This window comes from Pantoea sp. SGAir0184, from assembly GCF_043544755.1.
Genome location: NZ_CP028050.1, coordinates 586,600 through 601,044 on the forward strand (window position 1 = coordinate 586,600; position 14,445 = coordinate 601,044).

11 protein-coding genes are annotated in these 14,445 nt (G+C 55.8%); 9 read left to right on the plus strand and 2 right to left on the minus strand.

The features are described 5' to 3' along the window. Window positions 1–54: 54 nt before the first annotated feature. Complete coding sequence (tolC, locus tag C1N60_RS02800) at window positions 55–1,527, minus strand: outer membrane channel protein TolC (protein ID WP_021509613.1); 1,473 nt, start codon at window positions 1,525–1,527, stop codon at window positions 55–57. A gap of 213 nt (window positions 1,528–1,740) precedes the next feature. Between tolC and nudF the strand changes: the two genes are divergently transcribed. The 9 genes from nudF to C1N60_RS02845 all read left to right on the plus strand — a co-directional run bounded on the left by nudF (window position 1,741) and on the right by C1N60_RS02845 (window position 14,030). Next, window positions 1,741–2,376, plus strand: a complete 636-nt coding sequence (gene nudF / locus C1N60_RS02805) for an ADP-ribose diphosphatase (protein ID WP_058776538.1) — start codon at window positions 1,741–1,743, stop codon at window positions 2,374–2,376. Continuing rightward, entirely contained in the window at window positions 2,373–2,798 is a 426-nt protein-coding gene (locus C1N60_RS02810) for a DUF1249 family protein (RefSeq protein WP_021509611.1), read from the plus strand. Before nudF ends, C1N60_RS02810 begins: the two co-directional genes overlap by 4 nt. Before the next feature lie 64 nt (window positions 2,799–2,862). After that, on the plus strand, window positions 2,863–3,690 hold the full coding sequence (cpdA, locus tag C1N60_RS02815) for a 3',5'-cyclic-AMP phosphodiesterase (RefSeq protein WP_031280131.1): 828 nt from the start codon (window positions 2,863–2,865) through the stop codon (window positions 3,688–3,690). A gap of 3 nt (window positions 3,691–3,693) precedes the next feature. Beyond that, window positions 3,694–4,275 (plus strand): esterase YqiA, encoded by a 582-nt coding sequence (gene yqiA, locus C1N60_RS02820; protein ID WP_058771368.1) that lies wholly within the window; start codon window positions 3,694–3,696, stop codon window positions 4,273–4,275. 46 nt (window positions 4,276–4,321) lie between these two features. Continuing rightward, a complete protein-coding gene (parE, locus tag C1N60_RS02825) occupies window positions 4,322–6,217 on the plus strand; it encodes a DNA topoisomerase IV subunit B (RefSeq protein ID WP_021509608.1) in 1,896 nt (631 codons plus the stop codon). Between the two features lie 271 nt (window positions 6,218–6,488). Then, the gene (locus tag C1N60_RS02830; protein WP_058776526.1) at window positions 6,489–7,388 is read left to right on the plus strand and encodes a LysR substrate-binding domain-containing protein; all 900 of its coding nucleotides are present in this window, start codon (window positions 6,489–6,491) and stop codon (window positions 7,386–7,388) included. A gap of 258 nt (window positions 7,389–7,646) precedes the next feature. Then, the gene (locus C1N60_RS02835) at window positions 7,647–9,770 is read left to right on the plus strand and encodes an Ig-like domain-containing protein (RefSeq protein WP_394521361.1); all 2,124 of its coding nucleotides are present in this window, start codon (window positions 7,647–7,649) and stop codon (window positions 9,768–9,770) included. 47 nt (window positions 9,771–9,817) lie between these two features. Beyond that, on the plus strand, window positions 9,818–10,696 hold the full coding sequence (locus C1N60_RS02840; protein ID WP_394521362.1) for an OmpA family protein: 879 nt from the start codon (window positions 9,818–9,820) through the stop codon (window positions 10,694–10,696). Between the two features lie 205 nt (window positions 10,697–10,901). After that, the gene (locus C1N60_RS02845; protein ID WP_394521363.1) at window positions 10,902–14,030 is read left to right on the plus strand and encodes an Ig-like domain-containing protein; all 3,129 of its coding nucleotides are present in this window, start codon (window positions 10,902–10,904) and stop codon (window positions 14,028–14,030) included. Window positions 14,031–14,101: 71 nt separating this feature from the next. Here C1N60_RS02845 and C1N60_RS02850 read toward each other — a convergent pair whose 3' ends face one another. Further along, window positions 14,102–14,410, minus strand: a complete 309-nt coding sequence (locus C1N60_RS02850; protein WP_021509602.1) for a putative quinol monooxygenase — start codon at window positions 14,408–14,410, stop codon at window positions 14,102–14,104. Window positions 14,411–14,445 lie beyond the last annotated feature (35 nt).

Below are 14,445 nucleotides of genomic sequence, written 5' to 3' on the forward strand. Positions count from 1 at the left end.
TTTACGTTGTTATACGTTTGAATGCGAAAGGGCCGCAAGCGGCCCCTTGAAGGCTTAATTAGCGAAAGGATTGGCGCTGTTACGTGCCGCGGCCGGACGGGCCTGAGCGGCGGCGGACGCGGAGGTCGCTTTCGGGCCGTTATCCACGCGCGCGGCCTGCTGGCTGTTTTCCGGCGCGACCACTTCTGGTGAGGTCGTCACTTCTTTGCCCAGCGTGCTGTTCAGCTGCTGCAGATCCTGCTCGTTCAGCGTGCCCAGCGCATATTTGATGTTCAGCTGGTTAATCAGGTAGCTGTAACGCGCATTCGACAGCTGCTGTTTAGCGTTAAACAGCGTGGTGGTCGCGTCTAACACATCAACGATGGTACGCGTACCCACCTGATAACCGGCTTCCGAAGCATCTAATGAGCTCTGCGCCGAGATTACCGACTGTTTGTAAGCGTCGATGCTGCTGATCGAAGCGTTCACGTTGTTGAACGAAGAACGGACGGTCTGAATCGCGCTACGGTGCGCGCCTTCAAGCTGCTCGCTGGCGGCGACGAAGTTATACTGCGCCTGTTTCACCTGCGAGGTCACTGAACCGCCGCTGTACAGAGGCAGTGAGAAGCTCAGGCCAACCTGGTTGGAGCCGGTGATCGAGTCGGTGGTACCGGCGCTCTGATTAGCGCGGCTGCCGCCGTATTTGCTGTTTGACAGACCGGTAGAGGCGGTCAGATCCAGCGTCGGCATGTGGCCGGACTCGGCGGAGCGAATCTGCTCACGCGCCAGATCCTGGCTCAGACGAGCAGACAGCAGGTTGAGGTTACGGCTCTCAGCCTGTTTCAGCAAATTGGATACCGCTTCCGGACGCGCCGTTTTGAAACGATCGATATTCAGTGACGCCAGCGACAGATAATCCATGCCGGTGATCTGACGCAGCGATTCCACCGCGTTATCCAGGTCGTTACGCGCGGTTACTTCGTTGGCCAGCACGCTATCGTATTGAGCACGGGCGTTCTGCACATCGGTGATGGCCACCAGACCGACGTTAAAACGCTGGGTGGTCTGATCCAGCTCGCGGTAGATCGACTGTTTCTGCGCTTCAGTGTAAGAAAGCGTATCAATGGCCTTCAGCACGTTGAAATAGGCGGTTGCGGTGTTCAGGATCAGATCCTGCTGCGCTACCTGATAAGTAACGTCCTGAATGCCGGCCGTTTTTTCCTGCAGCGTCAGCGCACGCCATTTCGACATGTCGAAAATCGTCTGCGTTAATTGCAGCGAGGCGCTGGTCGTGTTGGAATGGAGACCGCTGTTGTCGCGATAGCCGCTGTTATAGGTATAATCTGCACCCAGACCCAGCTGCGGCAGCAACGGGCTACGCGCTTCGTTAATTTTCTCAAAAGCAGCGTCGCGATCGGCGGCTGAAGCACGCAGATCCGGGTTGCTGAGGCGCGCCTGCTGGTAGACCTGCAACAGGTTTTCTGCCTGGCTGGCAAGGCTGAAACCGCCCAGGCTCAGTCCAATAAAAAGTGGGAGCAGTTTTTTCATTTGCATTCCTTGTGTTGCAGCAAATGCACAGAGAGTGTGCTGCAGGTAAGCCAAAAAATAATCGCCGATTCTACAGAGGCGGCGTCAGAGATAAGTTGGCTGAACGTGCCTTCTCCCCCTAATTTACGTAAATAATTCAGAAAGAACCACTCGGACGGAGCACAAGGGTTGGCTTTTCTTCGCTCCATCCCAATCTGCATAAGGAACCAGATGATGGCGGGTGAAAAAAAATCCCCTGTGACTTTCACAAAAAACGATGTAGAAATTATTGCACGCGATACTCGCTACGATGGTTTTTTTTCCATCGTCAGCTACCGCTTCCGCCATCGCCGCTTTAACGGCGAGATGAGCGGTGAAGTGGTGCGCGAAGTTTTTGAGCGCGGACACGCTGCCGTGCTGCTACCCTATGATCCCCTGCGCGACGAAGTAGTGCTGATCGAACAGATCCGCATCCCGGCCTATGATTCCAGCGCCACGCCCTGGCTGCTGGAGATGGTGGCCGGCATTATTGAACCGGGCGAAACGCCGGAAGATGTGGTGCGTCGTGAAGCGGTCGAAGAGGCTGGCCTCAAGGTTGGCCGCGTCAAACCGATAGTGAATTACTTAGCCAGCCCCGGCGGAACCTCTGAGCGTTTGTCGGTGCTGGTGGGCGAAGTGGATGCCAGCCAGGCAGAGGGAAATCACGGGCTGGAGGAAGAGAATGAGGATATTCTTGTGCATGTGGTAAGCCGCGAACAGGCTTATCGCTGGGTGGAAGAGGGGATTATTGATAACGCGGCATCTGTCATCGCTCTGCAATGGCTGGCGTTGCACCATGAGAAACTAAGAGAAGAGTGGAAGCCAACATGAAACAGCGCTATACCCCTGATTTCCCCGAAATGATGCGTCTGTGCGAAACCAATTTCGCTCAGCTGCGCCGCCTGCTGCCGCGCAGTGACGAGGCAGGTGCGTCGGTGATGTATCAGGTGAACGGCGCCAGTTATCAGCTGACTATTGAAGAGTCGACGCGCTACACCACGCTGGTGGAGATCCGCCAGGTGGCACCCGCAGTGAGCTACTGGAGCCTGCCGTCCATGTCGGTGCGGCTCTACCATGATGCGATGGTGGCTGAAGTGTGTTCCACTCAGCAGATCTATCGCTTCAAAGCGCGCTATGATTATCCTAATAAAAAATTGCATCAGCGCGATGAAAAACATCAGATTAACCAGTTCCTTGCCGACTGGTTGCGGTACTGCCTGGCGCACGGCGCGATGGCCGTGCCGGTGTGCTGATAGCGATACCCTGAATCCGCACGGGTATATAACGCAACGATAGCGTGGAGAGAAAGGAAACGCTTTGGATAGCCTGCTAACTCTTCCTGCGGCAAATGGGTCCGATATCAGGATTTTACAAATTACGGATACCCATCTTTTCGCGGGAAAACATCAATCGCTGCTTGGAGTGAATACCTGGTCGAGTTTTGATGCGGTGCTGGACGCCATCGCGGCTCAACAGCGCGATTACGATCTGATTATCGCCACTGGCGATCTCGCCCAGGATCACACCGTCGAAGCTTATCAGCATTTTGTTGCGGGCATTGCGCGTCTGCCGAAGCCGTGCGTCTGGCTGCCGGGCAATCACGATTTTCAGCCAGCGATGGTGGATACGCTGGCGCAGGCCGGCATCGCCGCGGACAAGCATGTGCTGCTCGGCGAGCACTGGCAACTGGTGCTGCTGGACAGCCAGGTTTTTGGCGTGCCGCACGGCATGCTGAGCGACTATCAGCTGGAGTGGCTGGACCGCACGCTGCGTCAGTTCCCCGATCGCTACACGCTGGTGCTGCTGCACCATCATCCGCTGGCCTCTGGCTGTACCTGGCTTGACCAGCACAGCCTGCGCAATCCGCATCAGCTGGATGCAGTGCTGCAAAACTTCCCGCTGGCGCGCCACCTGGTGTGCGGCCACATTCATCAGGAGCTGGATCTCGACTGGCACGGCCGCCGCGTACTGGCGTCGCCTTCGACCTGCGTCCAGTTCAAACCGCACTGCACCAACTTCACCATTGATACCGTGGCACCCGGCTGGCGCTGGCTGACGCTGCAGGCGGATGGCACGCTGCACACCGAAGTGAATCGTCTGCAGAGCGATCTGTTCCGTCCGGATCTGGATTCAGAGGGCTACTAAACCATGGCGGCGCTGATTTATCTGCACGGATTCAACAGCTCACCGCAGTCGGCTAAAGCGACGCAGTTACAGCAGTGGTGTCAGGCGCAGCATCCGCACATTGAGGTGCTGGTGCCGCAGCTGCCGACTTTTCCCGCTGAGGCTGCTGCGCTGCTGGAAGAGTTAGTGATGCAGTATGCCGGGGAACCGCTCGGGCTGGTGGGGTCATCGCTCGGTGGCTATTTTGCCACCTGGCTGTCGCAGTGTTTCATGCTGCCGGCGGTGGTGGTGAATCCGGCGGTGCGGCCGTTTGAACTGCTGGTGGATTATCTGGGTGAAAACCGGAATCCCTACACCGGCCAGCAATATGTGTTAGAGTCTCGCCACATTTACGATCTGAAAGTGATGCAGATTGACCCTCTGGAAGCGCCCGATCTACTCTGGCTGCTGCAACAAACCGGCGATGAAGTGCTCGACTATCGCCAGGCGCTGGATTACTACAGCGCGTGCCGTCAGACGGTAGAAGAGGGCGGCAATCATGCCTATATCGGATTCGAACGCCATTTTGCGCAGATGATTGATTTTCTGGGACTGAATACTCCCTGATGCTGCGGGATGGGCCCATTTTCCTATTGCTAATCAGACTGTTACGATGAGCCAATCTAGCTATAATGCTGACGCCATTGAGGTTTTAACCGGCCTCGAACCGGTACGTCGCCGTCCGGGCATGTACACCGATACCACACGCCCTAACCATCTGGGCCAGGAAGTGATCGATAACAGCGTCGATGAGGCGCTGGCTGGTCACGCCAAACGCGTGGAAGTCATCCTGCACGCCGATCAGTCGCTGGAAGTGATCGATGATGGCCGTGGTATGCCCGTCGATATCCACCCGGAAGAGGGCGTGCCAGCGGTCGAACTGATTCTCTGTCGCCTGCACGCCGGCGGTAAATTCTCCAACAAAAACTACCAGTTCTCCGGCGGCCTGCACGGCGTGGGGATTTCGGTGGTCAACGCCCTGTCGAAGCGTGTGGAAGTCACGGTGCGCCGCAACGGTGAGATTTACCAGATCGCCTTCGAAAACGGCGATAAAGTGCAGGATCTGGCGGTGATTGGTACGGTAGGCAAACGTAACACCGGCACCAGCGTTCACTTCTGGCCAGACGAAAGCTTCTTCGACAGCCCGCGCTTCTCGGTCTCCCGCCTCAAGCATCTGCTGAAAGCCAAAGCGGTGCTGTGCCCGGGTGTCGAAATTGTCTTTAAAGACAAGGTGAACGATACCGAGCAAACCTGGCTGTATCAGGATGGCCTGACGGATTACCTGAGCGAAGCGGTGAATGGCCTGCCAACGCTGCCGGAAAAACCGTTTGTTGGCAGCTTTGCCGGCGATGTGGAGGCAGTCGACTGGGCGCTGCTGTGGCTGCCGGAGGGCGGCGAGCTGCTGACCGAAAGCTACGTCAACCTGATCCCGACCATGCAGGGCGGAACGCACGTTAACGGCCTGCGTCAGGGCTTGCTCGACGCGATGCGCGAATTCTGTGAATACCGCAATATTCTGCCGCGCGGCGTGAAGCTGTCGGCGGAGGATATCTGGGATCGCTGCGCCTATGTGCTGTCGGTCAAAATGCAGGATCCGCAGTTTGCCGGACAGACCAAAGAGCGTCTCTCCTCACGCCAGTGCGCGGCGTTTGTCTCGGCGGTAGTGAAAGATGCCTTCAGCCTGTGGCTCAACCAGAACGTGCAGGCCGCCGAAATGCTGGCCGAGCTGGCGATCTCCAGCGCACAGCGTCGTATGCGCGCGGCGAAAAAGGTGGTGCGTAAAAAGCTGACCAGCGGACCGGCGCTGCCGGGCAAGCTGGCCGATTGTACCGCGCAGGATCTGAATAAAACCGAGCTGTTCCTGGTGGAAGGGGATTCTGCGGGCGGCTCCGCCAAGCAGGCGCGCGACCGCGAATATCAGGCGATCATGCCGCTGAAAGGCAAGATCCTTAACACCTGGGAAGTGTCGTCGGACGAAGTGCTGGCGTCGCAGGAAGTGCATGATATTTCGGTGGCGATCGGTATCGATCCGGACAGTGAAGATCTCAGCCAGCTGCGCTACGGTAAAATCTGTATCCTCGCCGATGCGGACTCCGACGGCCTGCACATTGCCACGCTGCTGTGCGCGCTGTTTGTGAGGCACTTCCGCTCGCTGGTGCAGCAGGGCCACGTCTATGTGGCGATGCCGCCGCTTTACCGCATCGACCTCGGTAAAGAGGTGTATTACGCGCTCGATGAAGACGAAAAAGAGGGCGTGCTGGAGCAGCTGAAGCGGAAAAAAGGCAAGCCGAACGTGCAGCGCTTTAAAGGTCTGGGTGAGATGAACCCGCTGCAGCTGCGCGAAACCACGCTCGATCCCAACACCCGTCGTCTGGTGCAACTGACGGTCGACGAAGAAGACGTCGAGCAGACGTTACGGATGATGGACATGCTGCTGGCGAAGAAACGCTCGGAAGACCGCCGCAACTGGCTGCAGGAAAAAGGCGACCTCGCCGACCTCGAAGTGTGATGCAAACGGGACGCTGCGGCGTCCCTTTTTTATGCCGGCAACGCGTGCCATTGCTGCCCGTCCCGAACTGTCCCATCGCCGCATGCCCGTTAATAAAACCGCGCTGTGCGCGGCACAACCAGGCCGCCCGCTGCCCCGGGCCAGCGATAATCCCTGCGTTTTGCTGCATTGTGGTATCCTGCCGCTGCTGAACGTGGAGCAATCTACCTCAGCAGCCGTGAGAACGAGGCTAAGACCGGTCTCGAAGTAGCAATGCGCTGAGGTAGGAAGAGTGAAAATCACACTGGAAGAGTTACGCGCCTGGGTCGCGGTGGTGGACACCGGTTCGATTACCGCCGCAGCGGAACAGCTGGATCAAACCAGCTCCGGCATCAGCCGGGCGCTGAGCCGCCTCGAAAGCAAACTGCAAACCACACTGCTGCACCGCACCACGCGTCGCCTGGCGCTGACCGAAGAGGGGCTGATTTTTCTCGATCACGCGCGGCAAATCCTCGCGTCGGTGGAGCAGGCCGAAGAGCATATCGCGCAGCGGCGCGACATTCCTTCCGGACGGCTGCGCGTCAACGCCAATACGCCGTTTACCCTGCATGTTATCGTGCCGCTGGTTGCCGAATTCTGCGCGCGCTATCCGCAAATTCAGCTGGAGCTGAACACCGATGACATTGTCATCGACCTGCTTGAGCAGCAAACCGATATCGCTATTCGCATTGGTGAACTGCGCGACTCCACGCTGCGCGCCCGCGTGCTGGGCAGCAGCGCGATTCGCCTGCTGGCCAGTCCGGCCTATCTGGAAAAAGCCGGCGCGCCACAGAGCGTGGAAGATCTGCTGACGCACCAGCTGCTGGGATTCAGCCAGCTGGACGCGCACAATGTCTGGCCGGTATGGCAGCGTGAAGGCGAGTTTTTGCGCATCAAACCCACGCTGTGCGCGTCGAGCGGCGAAACCCTGCGCCAGCTGGCGCTGGCCGGCCAGGGCATTGTGCGGCTATCGGATTTTGTCAGCCGCGAGGATCGCGCCAGCGGCCGGCTGGTGCAGGTGCTGGAAAATGACACGCGCGAACTGCGCCTGCCGATTCACGCGGTGTACTATCGCAACCAGTCGCTCAGTTCCCGCATCACCTGTTTTCTGGATTTTTTACGGGAAAAAATTCAGGAAAATCATCTGTTATAGTCCTGTTCTGTTTGAATAACCTTTCCTGTTATGTTCTGCCCTCATCGATAAAAACGCTTTAATTCAATCGGTTAATGATTTAGCTATCTTTCGGTCGCCCATTTAAGAATTTTTTCCTAACGGGACATTTCTTATGTCTCGGATTTATCTCTTTCCGGATTATGTCGCAACTTTGAGCCCACCCGTGGGCAGAGCCAGGGAGATTGCGGCGCTTGCCTGCAAACGCGCAGTCAAAATTAATCGACGGAAGGAAGAATCATGAACGTTTCACCCGTAAGTGTGGCGGTTATCGATAAGAAAACCATAACCAAAGCGGAAGTGCTGCGCGCCGGTAAAGACGGCAAAGCAGTGAAGATTCAGGCAATTACCAACGGAAAATATCTGCTGACGCAGAACCAGGACGGCACCGCGCCTGAAAACATCACCGTTAAACGCGCAGGGAAAAACCTGCTGGTGATGCTGGAAGGCTCAGACGCCAGCAAGCCGGATCTGATTATCGAAGATTTCTTCGCTAAATCCGGCACCTTAGTGGGTAAAGCGGAAGACGGCGAAATGCACGCTTACGTCGCGACGGACGGCAATGCCGACCACGAAGCGGCCGCGCTGGCCGACGGCGAAACCACCGCGCTGGCGCTGGGTGAAGGCAGCGTTGATGATAATTCCGGTTACGCGCTGGCCAGCGGCTTTGAATGGTCGCCGGCGCTGATTGCACTGGGTGGCCTGGCGGCTATCGCGGCAGCGGCAGGCCTCGGCTATGTCGCGGCGAAACACCACTACGACAATAACGACGGCAGCCACAGCGGCAAAGGTGAAGGCGGCGGTGGCAGCGGCGGCGGCGATATCAGCAAGCCCACCATCAGCGATGTGATTGATGATATCGGCGACGTAACCGGTTCGGTAGCAAATGGCGGCCGTACCGACGACACCATGCCCACCTTCAACGGCACCGGTACGCCGGGCAATACCATTGAAATATGGGATGGTGAGACGCTGCTGGGTGAAGTGCTGGTGGATGACGAGGGTAACTGGACCTTTACGCCGGAAAAACCGCTGGCGGCTGGCAATCACAGCATCGTTACCGCCGAGCGTAACGCCGAAGGCGTGGTGGGTGAAGAGAGCGATCCGTGGGAATTCATCATCGATTTGACGGCGCCAGCCAAAGGCACCATCGGCAGCGTGATGGACGATATGCAGGATCCGCCGGTGCTGATCGAAAAAGGCGGCGTGACGAAAGACAATACGCCAACGCTGACCGGTAAAGCTGAAGCGGGCTCGACGGTAGAAATCTGGAACGACGGCGTGAAGCTGGGCACCGCAAAGGTGGACGCCGAAGGCAACTGGACCTTTACGGCTCCGGCGCTGCAGGATGGGCGACACGAGCTGAGCATCGTGGTGGTCGATCAGGTGGGTAACAAATCTCTGCCATCCGATCCGTTCATCGTTGATGTGGACACCGTGGCGCCGGAAAATCCGGGCATTGGCGTGATCAAAGATAGCGAAGGTAATCCGCTGGAAGACGGTTCCACCACAAAAGATCTGCGTCCGACGCTGGAAGGCACCGGTGAAGATGGCGATATCGTGGTGATTATCGACAACGGCAAGCCCATTGGTTCGGTGATTGTAGAAGACGGCAAGTGGACCTTCACGCCAGAAAACAATCTGAAACCGGGCGAGCACGAGCTGGAAATCGTGGTGCGCGATCCGGCCGGTAACGAATCGCCGGCCTCTGAAAAGGTCACGATTGGGTTTGAAGGCGACACGCAAGTGCCGGGCGATCCTGATCCTGTCGACGGCCTGCCCGATCCGGACGTTCCGGTTTCTGGCATGATTGAGCATATCTTTAAAGACAACAACGACGCCGGCGTGCGTACGCCAATCGAAAACGGCGGCGCGATGAACGATCCGAGCATCATTGTCGCCGGTAAAGGCGTGCCGGGCGAGCTGGTAACCATCTACATTGTCGGTCTTGAGAACAGCTACAGCTTCACTACCACGATTGGGGCTGACGGCAAATGGGAGCTGACGACGCCGGATCTGGCGGACGATGTTTATCAGCTGCGCGGCGTGTTCTCCAGCGATGGCGAAGTGACCGGCAAAACGGACATTTATGAAGTGGAAGTCGACACCATTCCACCGCCGCCGCCGGAGATTAATGCGCTTGAGCTGGCCGGTCTTGATATTTCCGCTCTGCTTTCGCTGGACAATCATGAACTGTTCAATGAGGCCGACGATCAGCCGCAGCCGATTAATGCGGAATTACTGCAGCTTAATAACGATGCGTTTAATGACTGGAATAATCAGGAAAGCCAGAGTGGTGTGATAGCTGAAAATAATTCCCAATCAGATGCGCTGTTCTTACAAAACGAAATCGAACAATTCTAATTTATCTGGAGCATACAGGTGCAATTTATTGCACCTGTGAAACTTAAATGAAAATTGCAAAAAAATTACTTTTAGCTTCACTGGTGTGTGCGCCAGTATTCACGACTTTTTCAACCCAGGCGCAAAATTCATTTGGTGCCGCATGGCGTAGTTTATCGCCGGTATCGGCAGAGCAGGCGCGGGTGGTTTATTATCGTCCGGCTTCATTAACCGGGGAAAAACCGGCGAATATTTATGTCGACGGTGAATTTCAGACGTCGTTACTGGCCGGTGGCTATACGGTGTTTTGTGTTGCGCCGGGAACGCATTCGCTGGGCAGTTATGTCAACGATGCGCCAGATTATCAGGGTAAACGCGCGCAATCGTGGAGTGATAAACTGGCTGCCGGTAAAACCTACTACATTCGCGCTAACCTCGATGACAGCGGTCGTCCACTGGTGGTCAGCCAGCAGCAGGCACAGCAGGAATTACTGAGCACCAAACGTCAGGCTCATCTGCTGTCGCGCGCATCGTCGGTGCAGCGCTGTCAGGAAGGAACGACTGAAGCTTATGATAACTATGCGTTTTCATCTGACCTGCTGTTCCGTTTCGGCAGCGCCAACAGCAACGACATCTCCGCACAGGGGCGCGAAGCACTCAGCAGTTTTGCCAGCATGCTGAAAAAGGAAAATGCTGCTCAACGCCACATCATCGTCACCGGCTTTACCGATCCGATTGGCAGCGACAGCAGCAATATGGCGCTGGGCCAGCGTCGCGCTGAGGCGGTGAAAGCACTGCTGATTGCTCAGGGAATGAATGCGACCAATATCACCGCGCAGAGCATGGGTGAGTCTCAGGTTGATACTAACTGTTCAGGCAGCCTGCAGGCGCAGAAAGCATGCTATGCCAGCGAGCGCCGGGTTATTATCAGTGTAGAAAATAAGTGATCTGATTTAATTATTTTAGCAGCGCATTCTCACATCTCATATTGATGAGGTGTGAGGCACTGTGCCTCGATAAAGTTATTAGAGGTTTATATAACTTAATCGATTAAGACGTTTCTCGTATTGTCTGCAGGCATAAAAAGCGAAATTAAACCTGTACTCGGCTGGAAATCCCGAAACATTATTTAACGTAAAAGGAATACACATCATGGCTAATATTACAGCAGCAGATAACGCGACCGTTATCTCGACCAAAGACCAGTTTTATAAATGGATTGATAAGAGCGTAGCAGGTGCCAACGGCGGCAAGCTGGAGATCACAGTCGATGGTAAAGTGCACATGGTTGATATCAGCGAGGACGGCAAATGGTCATTCGATCCAAAAACCAGCTGGTTAGACGGCACCCATGTCATTCAGCTGGTATCGATTGATAAAGCGACTAACCCGAGCCCACCGCGTATCTTCATTCTTGATATGGATACGACGCCTCCGGCAAAACCGGAAATCTGGCGCGTGATTGATGACGCTGCGGCGGAAGACCACTACCTGACGCCGGGTGACGCCACCAGCGATAAAACGCCGGCGCTGTCTGGTGTGGCAGAGCCTGGCACCATTGTTACCCTGTACGATAACGGTAAAGAGATCGGTTCAGTGGTAGCAGACAAAATGGGCGCATGGAGCATCACGCCGGAGCTGGCAGATGGCGAGCACCAACTGACCGTGATGGCGAAGGATACGGTTGGTCATGAAAGCCCGATCTCTGATGCTTTCAACCTGACGATTGCTGACGGTGTGGTCACTCAGGCGGTGAACGAAGCGGTATCTGTAACGCCAGCAGAATCAACCACTATGGACGCGGATCCGTTTCCGGGTAAAGCCATTAAAACCATCAATAAAAACATTATCTCGTTAAGTGCTGATAATGCTGAACCCAATGCATTAGTACAGATCGTTATTGATGATACAGTTTACACTACCCGTGCTGATGCCAGCGGCAAATGGCAGTTTGACTCGCCGGAAATGAAAGAGGGTTTGCACGTTGCTGGCATTCGTTATCTGGACCGTGCGGGTAACTGGGGACCATCAACTCAGCTTATCCGCAATATCGACACCTCTGCACCAGAAGCGCCGCAGATTATGCGCGTGATCGATAATGAAGGCAGCGCGGATAGCTATCTGACGCCAGGCAACTACACCAATGACAAAACCCCAACTTTGTACGGTGTTGCTCAGCCGGACAGCCTGGTAAAAATCTACGATATTCGCTCCAATGTGATTGGCAGCGTAAAAGCCGGTGCCGATGGCCGCTGGAGCTTCACGCCGGAACTGACCACCGATGGCACCCACGTGTTTAGCGCCAGCTACACTGACCGCTTCGGCGCCGAGAGCCCGCGTTCTGACAACTTCGCGCTGACGCTGGATACCTCTGTGCCTGGCACGCCATCACTGAGTGAGGTGTTGGATGACGAAGGACGCGTTACCGGACCGCTGAAGTCAGGTGACATCACCGATGACAAAACCCCAACCCTGTCGGGTAAAGCAGATGCTGGCGTGATTGTGCGCGTATGGGACGGCGACAAACTGATCGGTTCTACCAAGGCGGACAATCGCGGTGAGTGGAAACTGGACGTTGAGCTGGGTGAAGGTGAGCACTCGCTGGTTGTGGATTCCATCAGCAAAGGCGGCACCGTTTCTGAGAAAACCGATCCGTTCAAACTGGTTATCGACAGCAATATCCTGCCGGCACCGGTAGTGGATGAGATGGTCGCCAACAACGGTGATGAAGAGCGCGTGCTGCAGCCAGGCGATTCAACTAACGACACCACGCCAGTGCTGCGCGGTGAAGGCAACGACGGCGACATCATTTACGTGATTGTTGACGGCGAAAAAGAGCCGGTGGCTTCAACTGTCGTTAAAGATGGTAAATGGGAAATTGAATTGCCGGAGCTGGCGGAAGGTTCACACGATATTGAACTGATCGCTAAAGATCCGGCCACCGGCAAAGAGTCACCGACCTCAGATCCAATCAACGTGATTATCGATATTACGCCTCCGGATCAGCCGCAACCACCAACGATTGTCGATAACGAAGGTGACAACACCGGTCCGGTTGAACCAGGTAAGCCCATTGATGACAACCGTCCAGGTTTCGGCGGCGAAGGTGGTACCCCGGGCGACAAAGTGGAAGTCATCATTGATGACGGTAAAGGTAATCCGGTGGTGATTGGTACCGGTATCGTGGGCGAAGACGGCAAGTGGGAAGTGAAACCTGAGAACCCAATCGATGACGGTAACTATCAGGTTATCATCGAGATCACCGATCCGGCCGGCAACGAATCGCAGCCATCCGATCCTATCGATCTGATCATCGACACCAAAAAGCCTGGCTCAATGGAAGGTTCGTACATACTGGAGGATAACGTCGGTCCTATCCAGGGTGAGATCGAAAATGGCACGGTCACCGATGACAAACAGCCAACGCTGAAGGGCACGTCACCGGATCTGTCGCAGGTCATCATCTACATCGACGATCTGGAGCCGATCGTGGTTGACGTCGTAAACGGCGAGTGGAGCTATGAGCTGCCAGCGCTGGGCGAGGGTAACCACAAAGTTGAAGTTCAGCCGGTGAGCAAATCCGGTGTGAAAGGTGATAAAGAGGCCGCCATTAACTTCGAGGTTGATACCACCATTCCTGAGCCGGTTGAAGGTGGCGCAGGTGCTAACTTTGAAGGCGTGTTTGCAGATAAAACCGGCACTGAAATCCCGGTGCGGCCGGACACCAACGATGACACCCTGATCTTCAAAGGTAAGGGCTCAGAAGACGGTACTATCGTGATGATTTGGGGCGACGAAGCGCGTACCCAGCTGATCGGTTCTACCGTGGTAGAAAACGGCGAGTGGCGCTATGAGTCAGACAAACTGGCAGAAGGCGATTATGCCTTTAACGTCACGGTTCGCGATGCAGCCGGCAACGAACTGGTCATCGACCATACCGTTAAGACCAACGTCGACGTCACCCCGCCGCCGCCGCCAGAAATCAACTCGATCTTCGCTGCGGGTGCTACGGATGTAGAAGGGCTGATGAGCATGTCGCTGAACGACATCATGACGCAGGGTCAGGATTCACTGTTTATCGACAACGGCAAGTCACAGCTGGTAGTGAACGCTAAACAGGGCGAGGCGCTGACGCTGGAAGACATCCTGCCAGCCGGTGAAGATGCCAGCTCCTGGCAGCAGGCGACCGGTACCGTCACCGTCGGCGGCACCGAGTACAACGTCTACAGCAACGGTGATGCGGAACTGCTGGTGCAGAACCTGCACAACGAACAGCACTGATCATTGATTAGCTGCTAAACAAAAGCCCCGGTCGCAAAACCGGGGCTTTTTTTATGCCTGCAGCGGAAAAATCAGGCGGTCGGTTCCAGCACCAGAATTTTCACGTCCACCACGTCATCTTTGATGGTGGCGCGGTGCGCATCCATGTGCGGCATCTGCTGATGCTGCTCCAGATGGCGCAGCGATTCCCACTGCTCAAGCATAAAGATCGAGTCTGGCGAGTTCTGCTTCCACGGCACCTGCGCCTGATGATCGACCAGCGCATCGTACTGATGGCAACCCTCTTCTTCCAGCACCACAGGGATCAGTTTATTAATCGCCTCCAGTACCTGCTGACGGCGGCCCGGCTTAACGCAAATTTCTGCAACCACAGTTAACATAACGCTTCCTTCTGTTTTTTCCCGGTGTGCTTACA

Bases quoted from the DNA above. Each gene is read 5' to 3' on its own strand.
- tolC (WP_021509613.1), bottom strand. From the start codon at position 1,527: ATGAAAAAACTGCTCCCACTTTTTATTGGACTGAGCCTGGGCGGTTTC.
- nudF (WP_058776538.1), top strand. From the start codon at position 1,741: ATGGCGGGTGAAAAAAAATCCCCTGTGACTTTCACAAAAAACGATGTA.
- C1N60_RS02810 (WP_021509611.1), top strand. From the start codon at position 2,373: ATGAAACAGCGCTATACCCCTGATTTCCCCGAAATGATGCGTCTGTGC.
- yqiA (WP_058771368.1), top strand. From the start codon at position 3,694: ATGGCGGCGCTGATTTATCTGCACGGATTCAACAGCTCACCGCAGTCG.
- parE (WP_021509608.1), top strand. From the start codon at position 4,322: ATGAGCCAATCTAGCTATAATGCTGACGCCATTGAGGTTTTAACCGGC.
- C1N60_RS02835 (WP_394521361.1), top strand. From the start codon at position 7,647: ATGAACGTTTCACCCGTAAGTGTGGCGGTTATCGATAAGAAAACCATA.
- C1N60_RS02840 (WP_394521362.1), top strand. From the start codon at position 9,818: ATGAAAATTGCAAAAAAATTACTTTTAGCTTCACTGGTGTGTGCGCCA.
- C1N60_RS02845 (WP_394521363.1), top strand. From the start codon at position 10,902: ATGGCTAATATTACAGCAGCAGATAACGCGACCGTTATCTCGACCAAA.
- C1N60_RS02850 (WP_021509602.1), bottom strand. From the start codon at position 14,410: ATGTTAACTGTGGTTGCAGAAATTTGCGTTAAGCCGGGCCGCCGTCAG.